A 12,411-nucleotide genomic window follows, 5' to 3' on the forward strand; every position below is an offset into this window, starting at 1 on the left:
GTGAAGAGGTGGTTCCCATGCCGAGCCCGACCGCGCCCTCGATGTTCCTCCCGATCGACCCGCCGCCGCGCCTGCTGATGGGACCCGGCCCGATCAACGCCGACCCCCGCGTCCTCCGGGCGATGTCGGCCCAGCTGGTCGGCCAGTACGACCCGGCGATGACCGCCTACATGAACGAGACGCAGGAGCTGTACCGCCGCGTCTTCCAGACCGCGAACGAGAAGACGCTCCTCGTCGACGGCACCAGTCGCGCCGGGATCGAGGCGGCGCTCGTCTCGATGCTCGAGCCGGGCGACCGCGTGCTCGTTCCCGTCTTCGGCCGCTTCGGCCACCTCCTCCGCGAGATCGCGGAGCGCTGCCAGGCCGAGGTGCACGTCATCGAGGCGGAGTGGGGCCAGGTGTTCCCGGTGTCGGTGATCGCCGAGGCGATCGAGCGGGTGCGACCGAAGGTGCTCGCCGTGGTCCACGGCGACACCTCGACGACCATGGCGCAGCCGCTCGAGGAGCTCGGCGCGCTCTGCGAGAAGCACGGCGTGCTCTTCTACACCGATGTCACCGCGTCGCTCGCCGGCAACGACTTCCACACCGACGAGCTCGGGCTCGACGCGGTCACCGCGGGCCTGCAGAAGTGCCTCGGCGGGCCGTCGGGCTCGGCCCCGGCCACCTTCTCGGAGCGGGCGGTCGCCGTGATCGAGGCGCGCAAGAGCATCGAGGCGGGCATCCGCGACGAGGGCGACGCCGTCAGCGCGCACCCCGTCCGCTCCAACTACTTCGACCTCGGCATGATCTTCGACTACTGGGGCCCGCGCCGCCTCAACCACCACACCGAGGCGACCACCATGCTGTTCGGCGCCCGTGAGTGCGCGCGCATCATCGTGGAGGAGGGCCTCGAGAACACCGTCGCCCGGCACGTCCTGCACGGCGAGGCGATGCTCGAGGGCGTGCGGGGCCTCGGGCTCGAGGTCTTCGGCGACGTCGCGCACAAGATGAACAACGTCGTCGCGGTGCACATCCCCGAGGGAGTGAACGGCGACGCGGTGCGCGGCGCGATGCTGGAGGACTTCGGCATCGAGATCGGCACCTCCTTCGGCCCCCTGCACGGGAAGGTCTGGCGGATCGGCACGATGGGCTACAACGCCCGCACCGACGCGGTGCTGACGACGCTCGCGGCCCTGGAGGCGGTGCTGCGCCGAGCCGGCGCCTCCGTCACTGCGGGGAGCGGCGTCGCCGGTGCCTACGGGGTCTACGACGCCGCTCGCGGAGTCGGCGCATGACCACCGCGGCCGAGATCATGGCGCGCTGCGACGAGCTCGCGGCGGTCTCGAGCACCCGTGGGGCGATCGAGCGCGTCTACCTCTCTCCCGAGCACGCCCGCGTCAACGCGATGGCGGCGCGATGGATGGAGGAGGCGGGCATGCGCACGTGGCACGACGCCGCGGGCAACCAGTGCGGCCGCTACGAGGGCGCGACGGCCGGCCTCCCGGCGCTGCTGCTCGGCTCGCACCTCGACACCGTGCCCAACGCGGGCCGCTACGACGGGATCCTCGGCGTCGTGCTCGCGATCGCCGTGGTCTCGCGGTTGAACGCCTCCGGCACGCGCCTGCCGTTCGCGATCGAGGTCGTCGCGTTCGGCGACGAGGAGGGCACCCGGTTCGGGACCGCCCTGCTCGGCTCCCGCGCCGTCGCAGGGACCTGGGACGAGCACTGGTGGGAGCTCGAGGACGCGCACGGGACGACGCTCGTCGAGGCCTTCCACGAGTTCGGGCTCGATCCGTCCCGCATCACGACGGCGGCGCGCGACGCGGCCGACGTGCTCGCCTACCTCGAGACGCACATCGAGCAGGGACCGTACCTCGAGGAGGCCGACCGGGCGCTCGGCATCGTCTCCTCCATCGCGGGCGCGCGCCGCTTCGCGCTGACCCTCACGGGCAAGGCGGGGCACGCCGGCGGAGTCCCGTTCGACCGTCGCCGCGACGCCCTGACGGGTGCCGCCGAGGCCGTCCTGGCCGTCGAGCGCATCGCCCGCGAGCACGGCTGCATCGCGACCGTCGGCCGGCTCGAGGCCTTCCCGGGCGCGGTGAACGTGATCCCCGGCCGGGTCGAGTTCAGCCTCGACCTGCGCGCCGAGTTCGACGACGTCCGCGATCGCGTCTGGGACGAGATCCAGCACGCGATGTCGGAGTCGGCGCGCCGGCGCCGCCTCGTGCTGACGGTCGAGGAGACCCACGAGGCTCCGGCCGTCGTCGCCGCCGACTGGCTGCAGGACGTCGTCCGGCAGGGCATCCGCTCGACGGGCGACCCGGAGCCGATGGTGCTGTTCTCGAAGGCCGGCCACGACGCGATGGCGATCGCCGACCTCACCGAGTACGCGATGCTCTTCGTCCGCTGCGAGGGCGGTGTCAGCCACCACCCCGACGAGAACGTGACGGAGGAGGACGTGGCCACCGCGCTCGACGCCTTCGAGGCCGCCGTCCACGCGTTCGCCGCCGCCCAGGAGAGCCGGGCGTGACGATGACCGCCTCCGAGGCTCCGACGCCCACGATCGGGCACCGGATCGACGCGAGCTACGCCTCGCTGTCGCGGCAGGAGCAGCGGGCGGCGGACTTCATCCTGGATCACCTCGGCGACCTGGCCATCTACACCGCGACCGAGCTCGCCCAGCACAGCGGAGTGTCGAAGGCCACCGTGTCGCGGCTGTACCGCCGACTCGGGTTCTCGAACTCGCAGGAGGTGCGCGAGCACGCCCGCGCCCTCCGCAGCTCGGGCGTCCCCGTCGGTCCCGCCTCGCCGGCGGGAGACCCCGGCGACGCCCTGGCGGCGCACTTCGACAGCGAGCGGGCGAACCTCCTCCGCCTTGCCGCGACGCTCTCGGACGGCCGTCTCGAGGCCGCGGTGCGGCTGCTCTCCGAGGCGGAGGAGGTCGTCGTGATCGGGATGCGCAACAGCTACCCCGTCGCCCTGCACCTCCGGCAGCAGCTCGCGCAGGCCCGCGCACGGGTCAGGATCGCCCCGCAGCCCGGCCAGTCGCTGGGGGAGGAGCTCGCCGGGCTCGGTCCCCGCGACGCCGTCGTCCTGATCGGCTTCCGCCGTCGCCCCGCCTCCTTCACCGCGCTCGTCGACACCCTCGCCGCACGGCACGTGCCGGTGGTGCTCGTCGCCGACTCGCAGGCGCGGCGCTTCGCCGATCGCGCGGCGGTGTGGCTCGAGTGCCCGGTCGACAGCGATGCGGCCTTCGACAGCTACGCGTCGGCCATGAGCGCGGCGGCCCTGCTCGCGTCGGGCGTGCTCGGGGCGTCGCCCCGCGAGGCGAGGGAGCGGATCGCGGGGATCAGCACGGCCTACGCCGAGCTCTCCGAGATCGAGGACCGGCCGTGACCGCCGCGATCGGAGCCGCGGAGCTGATCCGCGACCACGCGCGGCATCCCGTCGGGCGTGCGGACGCCTCCGGGGCCGTCGCGGGTCGGTGCGAGCTGATCACCCCGACCTGCGGCGACCGCCTCGAGGTGCGGGTCGTCGGAGGGGCCGACAGCGTCGGCATCGCGTGGAGCGGCCGCGGCTGCGAGGTGTCGCAGGGGTCGGCGTCGCTCCTGGCCGACGAGCTCGACGGTCTCGCGGCGGGAGCGATCCGAGCGCGGGTCGAGGCGTTCCTCGGCGCGATGACCCGACGGGAGACCGATCCGGTGCTCGGTCAGGAGTCGGCGCTGCTCGCCGTGGCGGGCAACCCGGTCCGCTCGGTCTGCGCGACGCTCGCCTGGCGGGCGCTGCTCGGAGCCCTCGACGAGGCGGAGCTCCGATGAACCGCTCAGCCGGGTCCGTCGTGATCGAGGCCGCGCGAGAGGTCGCCGCACTCGACCTCGATCGCGCCCCTCTCGCGGAGGAGGTCGCGGGCGCCGGCGTCTCCCGTCACCCTGGTCAGCACCGCCTCCCAGTGCGCGGAGCCGATCAGCACCGGGTGACCCGGCCGACCGTCGTAGACCGCGCGGGCCAGGGCGGTGGCCGAGATCGGCGCGGCGGCGAGCACGCGCGCGCCGACGGCGACGGGCTCGTCGGGCAGATCGACCAGCGTCACCAGCACGGTGTCGCCGTCGACCGCCAGCAGAGCAGCCCGGAGAGAGGCGGACAGCCCCTCGGCCCAGTCCTCCGCCACGACGACGTCGGCGCCGCCGGGAACGAGCGGGAGCGCCTCCTGCGCCCGGGCGCCCAGGACCACCAGCACCCGAGCGCAGCCGACCGCCTCGAGCCTGGCGACCGCCGCCTCGAGCCAGGGCACGCCGTCCGCGTCGCGACGCAGCGCCTTCGGCCCGCCTGCCCTCCGGCCCGCGCCGGCCGCGAGCACCACGCCGGTCACCGCTCTCGCCTCCATCAGCCCATCGTGCACCACCCCGCCGCTCGACGAGGAGACACCATGCCCGCCCCCACTGCCCTTCGCGATGCTCTGCTCGCCTGCCTCGCCGTTCCGCGCTGGGTCGACGAGGTCGCCGCCGGCGCCCCCTACGCCTCGACCGACGCTCTCGCCGACGCCGCCGATCGGGCCGTCCGCGCGCTGAGCGCGGACGACGTCGAGGCCGCCCTCGCCGATCACCCGAGGATCGGCGAGCGCCATGCGGGCACCGGTCGCTCCTCCGAGTTCTCGGCCGCCGAGCAGGCCGCGAGCCTGTCGCCCGACGAAGCCCTCGCGGAGCGGCTCCTCGAGGGGAACCGCGCCTACGAGCAGCGGTTCGGGAGGGTCTTCCTGATCCGCGCCGCGGGTCGCGACCGCGCCCAGATCGTGGCCGAGCTCGAGCGCCGGCTCGGACTCGACGACGACACGGAGCGCGCCGTCGTCGCCGACCAGCTCCGCGAGATCACGGTGCTGCGGGTGCGGGCGCTCGGCCCCGAGACCGGTGCGATCACGGCGGAGGCGCGGTCGTGAGCGCGCACGCGAGCCACGTCACCACCCACGTCCTCGACGCGGTGCTCGGGCGGCCGGCGCGCGAGGTCCCGGTCGCGCTCGAGGCGCGCACCGCCTCCGGATGGGAGCCCGTCGCCGAGGCCCGCACCGACGCCGACGGGCGCGTGGCCGCCTTCGGCCCGGAGGCGCTGCCCGCCGGGGTCTACCGTGTCGTCTTCGACACGGCCGCCTACTTCGAACGCTCGGGAACGGACTCGTTCTACCCCGAGGTCGTCGTCGCCTTCCGCCTCGAAGACGTGACCGCGCACTTCCACATCCCGCTGCTGCTCAGCCCGTTCGCCTACTCGACCTACCGCGGGAGCTGACGGTGCAGCTCCAGGACGTCCTCGACGCGCCGCAACTCCGGATCCGCGCCGTCTACACGACACCGGAGGCGCTCGCGCGACCGGTGAACTGGACCTTCACGACCGATCTGCTCGACCCGCGCCGCTACCTCGCGCGCGACCAGCTCGTGCTCACCGGGATGGTCTGGCGCCGGACGCCCGAGGACAGCGAGACGTTCGTGTCGGCGGTCGCCGAGGCCGGGGCCGTCGCGCTCCTCGCCGGCGAGGGCCTCTACGGCTTCGTCCCCGACGACGTGATCGCCGCCTGCCGTGCCCACGGAGTCGCGCTGTTCGCGGTGCCCGCCGACGTCTCGTTCGCCTCGATCACCGCGCACCTCTCGAACACGCTCGCAGGCGACCGCGTGGCCCGGCTCACCGCGGGTCTCGCCCGGCAGCGCGAGCTCCTCGCCGAGGTGTACCGGGGCCAGCTGCTCGACGAGCTGATCGCGCGCACGTCGACCGAGCTCGGGCGACGCGTCCGCGTGCTGACCGCGACCGGCCGCGCCGCCGCCTCCGCCGCGCCGCTCGGGCTGGCCGACGTCGAGCGGATCGTGCGCGCGGGGCTGACCGCGCGGAGGAACCCGGTGACGGTGCCGGACTCCCACGGCGGAGTGCTCTCGGTCTTCGTCGTCGCCGGGGCCGAGGAGCACCGGGCGACCTCGTGGTTCGTCGTCGTCGCGGGCGACTGGAACGAGTGGCACCCCTCGCTGCTCGACGCCGTCACCGAGCTCACGGGAGTCGTCGGTCTCTACCGGCTGCAGCGCGACGCCGCGATGCTCGCCGACTCGGCCCTCGCCGACCGCCTCCTCGAGCTGATCGAGGAGGACAGCGAGCAGCCGGAGACGGCCGTGTACCTGCGCCAGCTCGGTCTCGGCGGCGCCGGACGCTGCGCCGTGATCGTCGCGGGCTTCGCCGGCGACGACCCGACCGCCTCCGAGCTGGCGCGCTGGCTGCTGACCGACGCCGCCTCCCACCTCGGCCGGGCCGTCGTGGGGAGGGACGCGCAGGGCTGCGTGGTGGCGATCGTGCCGGTGGAGGGCGACGCGTCCGCGTCGATCCCGGTCGGCGCCGATCCGCTCGCGGTCGTCACCTCGGCGCTGCGCCGGGCGGGCGCAGGGCTCAGCGGCCCGGTGCTGTGGGTGGGGACCAGCGCGGCCAGCTCGGTCTCGGCACTCGGCGGCGCCCTCCGGTCGGCGCGCTACGGGATGCTGCTGCCCGGCGCTCCGGGCGACGGCGCGGCCGTGCGAATCAGCGACGCGGGCGAGGTCACGTCGGCCGTGCAGCTGCTGACCGCGGTGCCCGACCACCTCCGCACGGTCTTCGTCGAGCTCGTCCTCGGCCGGCTGATCGAGCACGACGCGCGCTACAACTCCCAGCTCGTCGCGACGCTCTCGGCGTTCCTCGACTGCGGGGGCTCGTGGGTCCGCACCGCGGAGCAGACGCACCTGCACCTCAACACGGTCCGCTACCGGATCGCGCGGGTGGAGGAGCTGACCCAGCGCGACCTGTCGAACACGTCGGACCGGGCGGACCTGTTCCTGGCGCTGCAGCTGCGCTGAGTTCGGGAGGCGCGGCGCGCGCCGTGCAGGTGCCCGCGCGACTCGCAGGTCGGTGCGCGATCTGCAGGCGCGCGCGCGATCTGCAGGCGCGCGCGCGATCTGCAGGCGCGCGCACGATCTGCAGGCGCGCGCACGATCTGCAGGCGCTCGCGCGATCTGCAGGTGCTCGCGCGATCTGCAGGTGCTCGCGCGATCTGCAGGTGCTGCTGCCCGTTCGACCGCACGTCGCGCCAGCGGCGGAAAGGGTCTTCCCCTCCGGAACACCTGCAGATCGGACGCGACCCCTGCACATCGGACCCGCGACCCCTGCAGATCACGCACGCGAGCCCTCGCCGGAGTGGCGGCGATCGCGCGGCGGACCCCTCGAGGCCCGCCCGCGATCACACCAGACCCGTGTAGGCGTACCAGGCGGGCCCGGCGTCGGGTGCGTCGTCGCGCGTGACGCTCGCCTGGATCAACCCGTAGGGGCGGTCGTCGGCGTGGAACACCTCGTTGTCGTTCGAGACTCCGAACGGCGAGAGGTCGTAGACGAAGTGGTGCTTGTTGGGCGCCGAGAGCCGGATCTCCACGAGCTGCGGGAACTGCTCGAGCACGGCCCGGCCCATCTCGAAGAGCGTCTGCTGCAGGGCGAGCGAGTGCACCGTCGCGAAGCGGCTGATCATCAGCGCCTTGATCCCGGCGTACAGGCCCTCCCAGTCTGTCGCGGCGAGCTCCTCCTCGGTGAGGGCGAAGCGCCACTTGGCGACCAGGGAGGTCGCCATCACCCGGTCGTTGGTGGGCTGCAGCACCGTGTAGGGGTCGGTGAGGAAGCCGTGGAACTCGCTGCCGGTCGACTTGAGGATCGTCAGGTCCTTGAAGCCGCCGGTGACCCAGACGCGCTGCTCGTCCCCGGTGCCCTCGACCGTGACGGAGGCGATGCGCACCTCCTGGCCCTTGCGGACCCAGGTGTGGTCGTGCTCCTCGCCGTCGACGAGGACGCGCTCCCAGGCGAACTCCTCGATCTCGATGCGGGCGCCGTGCACAGGCGCGTAGCCGTCGACGAAGTGGCGGGCCAGCTCGAGACCGTAGGCCTCGATCGAGCGCAGCCCCTTCTCCTTCGCGAACGAGTAGGCGGTCTGCTTCTGCGTATCGGTGGGCAGGACCGCCGACTGGTCGCCCTCGAGGTGCGCCGCCTCGAAGTCGCCGCGGAGCGCCGTCGACACGTTCACGTCGTGGATCTCGTGCCGCGGGCTGTCGCGGTAGATCCTGACGACGCGGTTCTCGGCCTTCCCGTACTGGTGGTCTCCGAGGATGATCGACATGTCCGCTCCTGTCCGGGTGGTGGTGGGCGTCCGGTCGCCCGTCTGCCAGGATGCCGCGGCGGGTGCACCGCCCGCGCCTCCCGATGCGCCGAAGACGACGGCGCCGCTCCGCCAGTCTTGTGCGATCCGCCCGCCCGAGCGCCGCGGAGCGCGCGAGTTCACACACCCGAAACGTGCCCGGAACACGACTCTCGAGACGCGTCTCCGGGACGCGTCCGGCGGTGCGCCGCGGGCCGGAGCGGCCTCTCGCGGCAGCGGTCAGAGAGCGGGGCGGTCGAGGAGGCGGCCGACGGGCGCCTGCGTCGAGGCGGTCACCGCGACTCCGCCGACCCAGGTCGCCACGACGGCACCGCGGAGGACGCGGCCGTCGTAGGCCGACACCCTGTTCTTGTGGGCGAGCGCGTCGACGTCGACCCGCGACTCCGCATCGGGATCGAAGGCGACGAGGTCGGCGTCGGCCCCCGCGCGCAGCAGCCCCTTCTGGCCGAGCCCGGCGAAGGCGGCGGTGCCGGTCGACATCCACGCGACGACCTGCTCGAGCGGGATGCGGCGCTCCTGCGCCCCCGTCCAGATCGCCCGGAAGCTGAGCTCGAGGCCCGAGATGCCGCCCCAGGCGAGCCCGAAGTCGCCGTCGTGCGCGAACTTCAGCTCGGCCGTGGCGGGGGAGTGGTCGGAGGCGATGATGTCGATGGCGCCGTCGAGCAGCCCCTTCCAGAGCAGCTCTCGGTTGCGCACGTCGCGGATGGGCGGGCAGCACTTGAACTCGGTGGCGCCGTCGGGGATCGATCCGGCGTCGAAGGTGAGGTAGTGCGGGCAGGTCTCCGCCGTGATCCGCAGCCCCTCGGCCTTCGCCTCGCGCAGCAGCGGGAGGGCGTCGGCCGAGGAGAGGTGCAGGATGTGCGCCCGCCCTCCGGTCTCGCGGACCGCCTCGATCACGTGCAGGATCGCGCTCTTCTCGGAGGCGGGCGGACGCGAGTCGACGAAGGTGCCGTAGGAGGCGCCTCCGTCGTTCGCGCTGGACTCGAGCTCGCCCGGGTCCTCGGCGTGGACGATCAGCAGACCGTCGAAGGCGGCGATCTCGCGCATCGCCTCGAACAGCTGCTCGGTGCTGAGGTGCGGGAACTCGTCGACACCGCTCGGCGACAGGAAGCACTTGAAGCCGAAGACGCCGGCGTCGTGCAGCTCGCGGAGGGTGCCCAGGTTCTCGGGGATCGCCCCGCCCCAGAAGCCGACGTCGACCAGCGCCTGCGGTGCGGCGGCCGCGCGCTTCGCCTCGAGTCCCGCGACGGTGGTCGTCGGCGGGATCGAGTTCAGCGGCATGTCGATGATCGTGGTGACCCCACCGGCGGCGGCCGCGCGGGTCGCCGACGCGAAGCCCTCCCACTCCGTGCGCCCCGGCTCGTTGACGTGCACGTGGGTGTCGACCGCCCCGGGGATCAGCACCTGGCCCTGGGGCAGCACGACCTCCTCGGCCGTCTGCCACGGGGCGTCGAACTCGCCGACCGCCACGATGAGCCCCTCCGCGATCGCGACGCTGCCCGGCTGCCAGCCGTTCTCGGTCAGCACGGCGGAGGAGCGGATCACGAGGTCGAGCGAGGGGGCGTCGGAAGGCATGGATCGACCCTATACTCGGCATGTTTCCTGCGTGTGAGCGCCCGCCGGCCGCTCCAGCGCCCCCGGCAGCGACGCCTCCCGCCCGCCCCGTGAGGAGGCCGCCGTGCTCGAACTCGCCGTGCCGATCCTCGAGCGCGTCGAGGCGGGTGAGCGCGTCGCGGTCGTCACCGTCACGCACGTCTTCGGGTCGGCGCCCCGGGCGCTCGGGTCGTCGATGGCGGTCGACGTCGAGGGGGCGGCGATCGGCTCGATCTCGGGCGGCTGCGTCGAGGCACAGGCCTATGCGCTCGCGCAGGAGGTGCTCGGCGCGGGTGCGAGCGCCTCGGAGCACTTCGGTTTCGACGACGAGGCGGCGTTCGCGGCTGGGCTGTCGTGCGGGGGGCAGCTGCGGGTCTTCGGGCACGCGGTCGACGCGACCTCGGGCGCGGTGCTCGCCGAGCTGCGCGCCGCGCGAGCGGGGCGACCCGCCGGGCTGGCGATGATCGTCGGCGGGCCGGAGCTGCTCGTCGGGCTCGTGCTCACCGGCGCCACGCGGGCGCAGGACGTGGTCGGACCGCTCCTCGACGACGACACGGTGCGCAGGATCCTCGCCGAGCGTGCGGCGCGCATGCTGTCCGGCCGCTCCGACAGCGTCGAGATCACCTGCCAGGGCGTCGAACTCGAGGTCACCTACATCGTGACCGCCGAGAGGCCGCGCCTGATCGTCTTCGGCGCCGTCGACTTCTCGGCCGCTCTCTGCGCGGCCGGGTCGCTGCTCGGCTACCGGGTGACGGTGTGCGACGCGCGGCCCGTCTTCGCCACGGCCGAGCGCTTCCCCGCCGCCGACGAGGTGGTGGTGGAGTGGCCCTCCGACTACCTCGGCGTCACCCCGGTCGACGCCCGCACGGTCATCGCCGTGCTGACCCACGACGAGAAGTTCGACATCCCGTTGCTCGAGGTGGCGCTCACGCTGCCGGTCGCCTACGTCGGGGCGATGGGGTCGCGCCGCACGCACGAGCGGCGCCTGCGGCTCCTCAGGGAGGCGGGAGTCGCCGAGGAGGCTCTCGCCCGGCTGCACTCGCCGATCGGCCTCGACATCGGCGCGTCCACCCCCGAGGAGACGGCGGTGTCGATCCTCGCCGAGGTGCTCGCGGTGCGCGCGGGAGCGTCGGGCAGCCCCCTCGCCGGCAGGACCGGCCCGATCCACGCGGCGGGCTGACCCGCTCGACCGCGTCCCTGAGTCGGAAACGGCCGGGAAACACGGCGCTGGCATGCTCGGGGGATGCAGCGTCACATCATCACCGGGGCCCACGTCGCGACCGTCGACGCGGCAGGGACCGAGCACTCCGGCGGCCACGTCGTCGTCGACGACCACCTGATCACCGCGGTCGGCGCGGGAGCGCCTCCTGCCTGGGCGCTCGAGGGGCGGGCGCCCACGGGGCTCCCCGCGACCGAACCCGTGACGGTCGTCCGCGTCGACGGGCGCGGCCACCTGCTGACCCCGGGCCTCGTGAACACGCACCACCACCTCTACCAGTGGCTCACGCGCGGCTGGGCGCAGGACTCGATCCTCTTCGACTGGCTGGTGGCGCTGTATCCGGCCTGGTCGCGGATCGACGCCGACCTCACCCGGTCCGCCTCGCTCGGCGCCATGGGAGTGCTCGCGCGCTCCGGCTGCACCACCGTCGGCGACCACCACTACGTCTTCCCGCGCGGCTCCGGCGACATCGTCGGCGGGATCGTCGACGCGGCCTCGACCCTGGGGCTCCGCCTCCACGCGACCCGCGGCTCGATGGACCTCGGCGAGTCGCAGGGCGGCCTGCCGCCCGACTTCGCCGTCGAGACGACCGGTGCGGCCCTGGAGGCGAGCGCCGCGGCGGTCGAGCGCTACCACGACGCCTCCTTCGAGTCGATGGTGCGGGTCGCGATCGCGCCGTGCTCGCCGTTCTCGGTGACGCCGGACCTGCTGCGGGAGTCGGCGGTCCTGGCCCGGCAGCTGGGCGTGCGACTGCACACGCACTGCTCCGAGACGATCGAGGAGGACGCGTACACCCGCGAGGCGTTCGGGATGTCGCCCACCGACTACCTCGAGTCGCTGGGCTGGCTCGGAGACGACGTCTGGATGGCGCACTGCGTGCACCTCGACGACGACGCGATCGCCAAGTTCGCGGCCACGGGCACGGGAGTCGCGCACTGCCCGTCGTCGAACGGCCGGCTCGCGGCGGGCATCGCCCCCATCCCGCAGCTGCTCGCGGCCGGTGCCCCGGTCGGGCTGGGCGTCGACGGCTCGGCGTCGAACGAGTCGGGGCAGCTCGGCATCGAGATCCGGGAGGCGGTGCTGATGAACCGGCTGCGCGCGGGCGCCGACAGGATGAGCGCTCGGCAGGCGCTCTCGGTGGCCACGATCGGAGGCGCCAGGGTGCTCGGACGGCAGGACGAGATCGGCTCGATCGAGGTCGGCAAGCTCGCCGACCTGGCGCTCTGGAGGGTCGACGGGATCGAGCACGCGGGCATCGCGGATCCCGTCGCCGCGCTCGCGCTCGGCTCGCAGCCGCCGCTCACGCTGCTGCTCGTGAACGGGCGGCCCGCCGTGTCGGAGGGGCGGCTCGTGAACGCCGACGAGGACGCGATCGCGCGCGAGGTCGCGAGCGCGAGCGCGGAGCTCGCGTCGCGGGTCTGACGGC

General features: G+C 73.7%; 12 protein-coding genes. 9 read left to right on the forward strand and 3 right to left on the reverse strand.

Going from position 1 to position 12,411, the window contains the following annotated elements; genetic code table 11:
• Positions 1 to 17 precede the first annotated feature (17 nt).
• From B9Y99_RS06155 to B9Y99_RS06170, 4 genes are read left to right on the forward strand one after another with little or no spacing between them, the layout of a single operon-like run.
• Positions 18 to 1,274 carry a pyridoxal-phosphate-dependent aminotransferase family protein gene (locus B9Y99_RS06155; RefSeq protein WP_244274782.1) on the forward strand — a complete coding sequence of 419 codons (1,257 nt, stop codon included), beginning with the start codon at positions 18 to 20 and terminating at the stop codon, positions 1,272 to 1,274.
• Complete coding sequence (locus B9Y99_RS06160; protein WP_085475645.1) at positions 1,271 to 2,509, forward strand: allantoate amidohydrolase; 1,239 nt, start codon at positions 1,271 to 1,273, stop codon at positions 2,507 to 2,509. The genes B9Y99_RS06155 and B9Y99_RS06160 overlap by 4 nt, the downstream gene beginning before the upstream one ends.
• 2 nt (positions 2,510 to 2,511) lie before the next feature.
• Positions 2,512 to 3,375 (forward strand): MurR/RpiR family transcriptional regulator, encoded by an 864-nt coding sequence (locus B9Y99_RS06165; protein ID WP_085476276.1) that lies wholly within the window; start codon positions 2,512 to 2,514, stop codon positions 3,373 to 3,375.
• Positions 3,372 to 3,797 carry an iron-sulfur cluster assembly scaffold protein gene (locus tag B9Y99_RS06170; RefSeq protein WP_085475646.1) on the forward strand — a complete coding sequence of 142 codons (426 nt, stop codon included), beginning with the start codon at positions 3,372 to 3,374 and terminating at the stop codon, positions 3,795 to 3,797. The genes B9Y99_RS06165 and B9Y99_RS06170 overlap by 4 nt, the downstream gene beginning before the upstream one ends.
• A 5-nt stretch (positions 3,798 to 3,802) precedes the next feature.
• On the opposite strand, the gene B9Y99_RS06175 is transcribed toward B9Y99_RS06170, so the two are convergent.
• The gene (locus tag B9Y99_RS06175; RefSeq protein ID WP_085475647.1) at positions 3,803 to 4,363 is read right to left on the reverse strand and encodes a nucleotidyltransferase family protein; all 561 of its coding nucleotides are present in this window, start codon (positions 4,361 to 4,363) and stop codon (positions 3,803 to 3,805) included.
• Positions 4,364 to 4,405: 42 nt separating this feature from the next.
• Between B9Y99_RS06175 and uraD the strand changes: the two genes are divergently transcribed.
• From uraD to B9Y99_RS06190, 3 genes are read left to right on the forward strand one after another with little or no spacing between them, the layout of a single operon-like run.
• Positions 4,406 to 4,912 (forward strand): 2-oxo-4-hydroxy-4-carboxy-5-ureidoimidazoline decarboxylase, encoded by a 507-nt coding sequence (gene uraD / locus B9Y99_RS06180; protein ID WP_085475648.1) that lies wholly within the window; start codon positions 4,406 to 4,408, stop codon positions 4,910 to 4,912.
• Positions 4,909 to 5,256: a hydroxyisourate hydrolase gene (gene uraH / locus B9Y99_RS06185; RefSeq protein ID WP_085475649.1), complete on the forward strand. Its 348-nt coding sequence runs from the start codon at positions 4,909 to 4,911 to the stop codon at positions 5,254 to 5,256. The genes uraD and uraH overlap by 4 nt, the downstream gene beginning before the upstream one ends.
• 2 nt (positions 5,257 to 5,258) lie before the next feature.
• A complete protein-coding gene (locus B9Y99_RS06190) occupies positions 5,259 to 6,833 on the forward strand; it encodes a PucR family transcriptional regulator (RefSeq protein WP_165759549.1) in 1,575 nt (524 codons plus the stop codon).
• Between the two features lie 380 nt (positions 6,834 to 7,213).
• Here the strand turns inward: B9Y99_RS06190 and pucL are convergent, their stop codons facing one another.
• Both pucL and allB read right to left on the reverse strand, forming a co-directional pair.
• Positions 7,214 to 8,134 carry a factor-independent urate hydroxylase gene (gene pucL / locus B9Y99_RS06195; protein WP_085475651.1) on the reverse strand — a complete coding sequence of 307 codons (921 nt, stop codon included), beginning with the start codon at positions 8,132 to 8,134 and terminating at the stop codon, positions 7,214 to 7,216.
• 258 nt (positions 8,135 to 8,392) lie between these two features.
• Positions 8,393 to 9,748 (reverse strand): allantoinase AllB, encoded by a 1,356-nt coding sequence (gene allB, locus B9Y99_RS06200; RefSeq protein ID WP_085475652.1) that lies wholly within the window; start codon positions 9,746 to 9,748, stop codon positions 8,393 to 8,395.
• A 103-nt stretch (positions 9,749 to 9,851) separates the two neighbouring features.
• Between allB and B9Y99_RS06205 the strand changes: the two genes are divergently transcribed.
• Together B9Y99_RS06205 and B9Y99_RS06210 are read left to right on the forward strand one after the other, a co-directional pair.
• Positions 9,852 to 10,946 (forward strand): XdhC family protein, encoded by a 1,095-nt coding sequence (locus tag B9Y99_RS06205; RefSeq protein ID WP_085475653.1) that lies wholly within the window; start codon positions 9,852 to 9,854, stop codon positions 10,944 to 10,946.
• A gap of 63 nt (positions 10,947 to 11,009) precedes the next feature.
• Positions 11,010 to 12,407, forward strand: a complete 1,398-nt coding sequence (locus B9Y99_RS06210; protein ID WP_085475654.1) for an 8-oxoguanine deaminase — start codon at positions 11,010 to 11,012, stop codon at positions 12,405 to 12,407.
• Positions 12,408 to 12,411: the final 4 nt, after the last annotated feature.

The organism is Rathayibacter oskolensis, assembly GCF_900177245.1.
GTDB classification, from domain to species: domain Bacteria; phylum Actinomycetota; class Actinomycetes; order Actinomycetales; family Microbacteriaceae; genus Rathayibacter; species Rathayibacter oskolensis.

What these genes read in the sequence shown, in the direction of transcription:
- pucL (WP_085475651.1), bottom strand. Translation starts at nt 8,134, where the DNA reads ATGTCGATCATCCTCGGAGACCACCAGTACGGGAAGGCCGAGAACCGC.
- B9Y99_RS06155 (WP_244274782.1), top strand. Translation starts at nt 18, where the DNA reads ATGCCGAGCCCGACCGCGCCCTCGATGTTCCTCCCGATCGACCCGCCG.
- uraD (WP_085475648.1), top strand. Translation starts at nt 4,406, where the DNA reads ATGCCCGCCCCCACTGCCCTTCGCGATGCTCTGCTCGCCTGCCTCGCC.
- B9Y99_RS06165 (WP_085476276.1), top strand. Translation starts at nt 2,512, where the DNA reads ATGACCGCCTCCGAGGCTCCGACGCCCACGATCGGGCACCGGATCGAC.
- B9Y99_RS06160 (WP_085475645.1), top strand. Translation starts at nt 1,271, where the DNA reads ATGACCACCGCGGCCGAGATCATGGCGCGCTGCGACGAGCTCGCGGCG.
- allB (WP_085475652.1), bottom strand. Translation starts at nt 9,748, where the DNA reads ATGCCTTCCGACGCCCCCTCGCTCGACCTCGTGATCCGCTCCTCCGCC.
- B9Y99_RS06210 (WP_085475654.1), top strand. Translation starts at nt 11,010, where the DNA reads ATGCAGCGTCACATCATCACCGGGGCCCACGTCGCGACCGTCGACGCG.
- B9Y99_RS06175 (WP_085475647.1), bottom strand. Translation starts at nt 4,363, where the DNA reads ATGGAGGCGAGAGCGGTGACCGGCGTGGTGCTCGCGGCCGGCGCGGGC.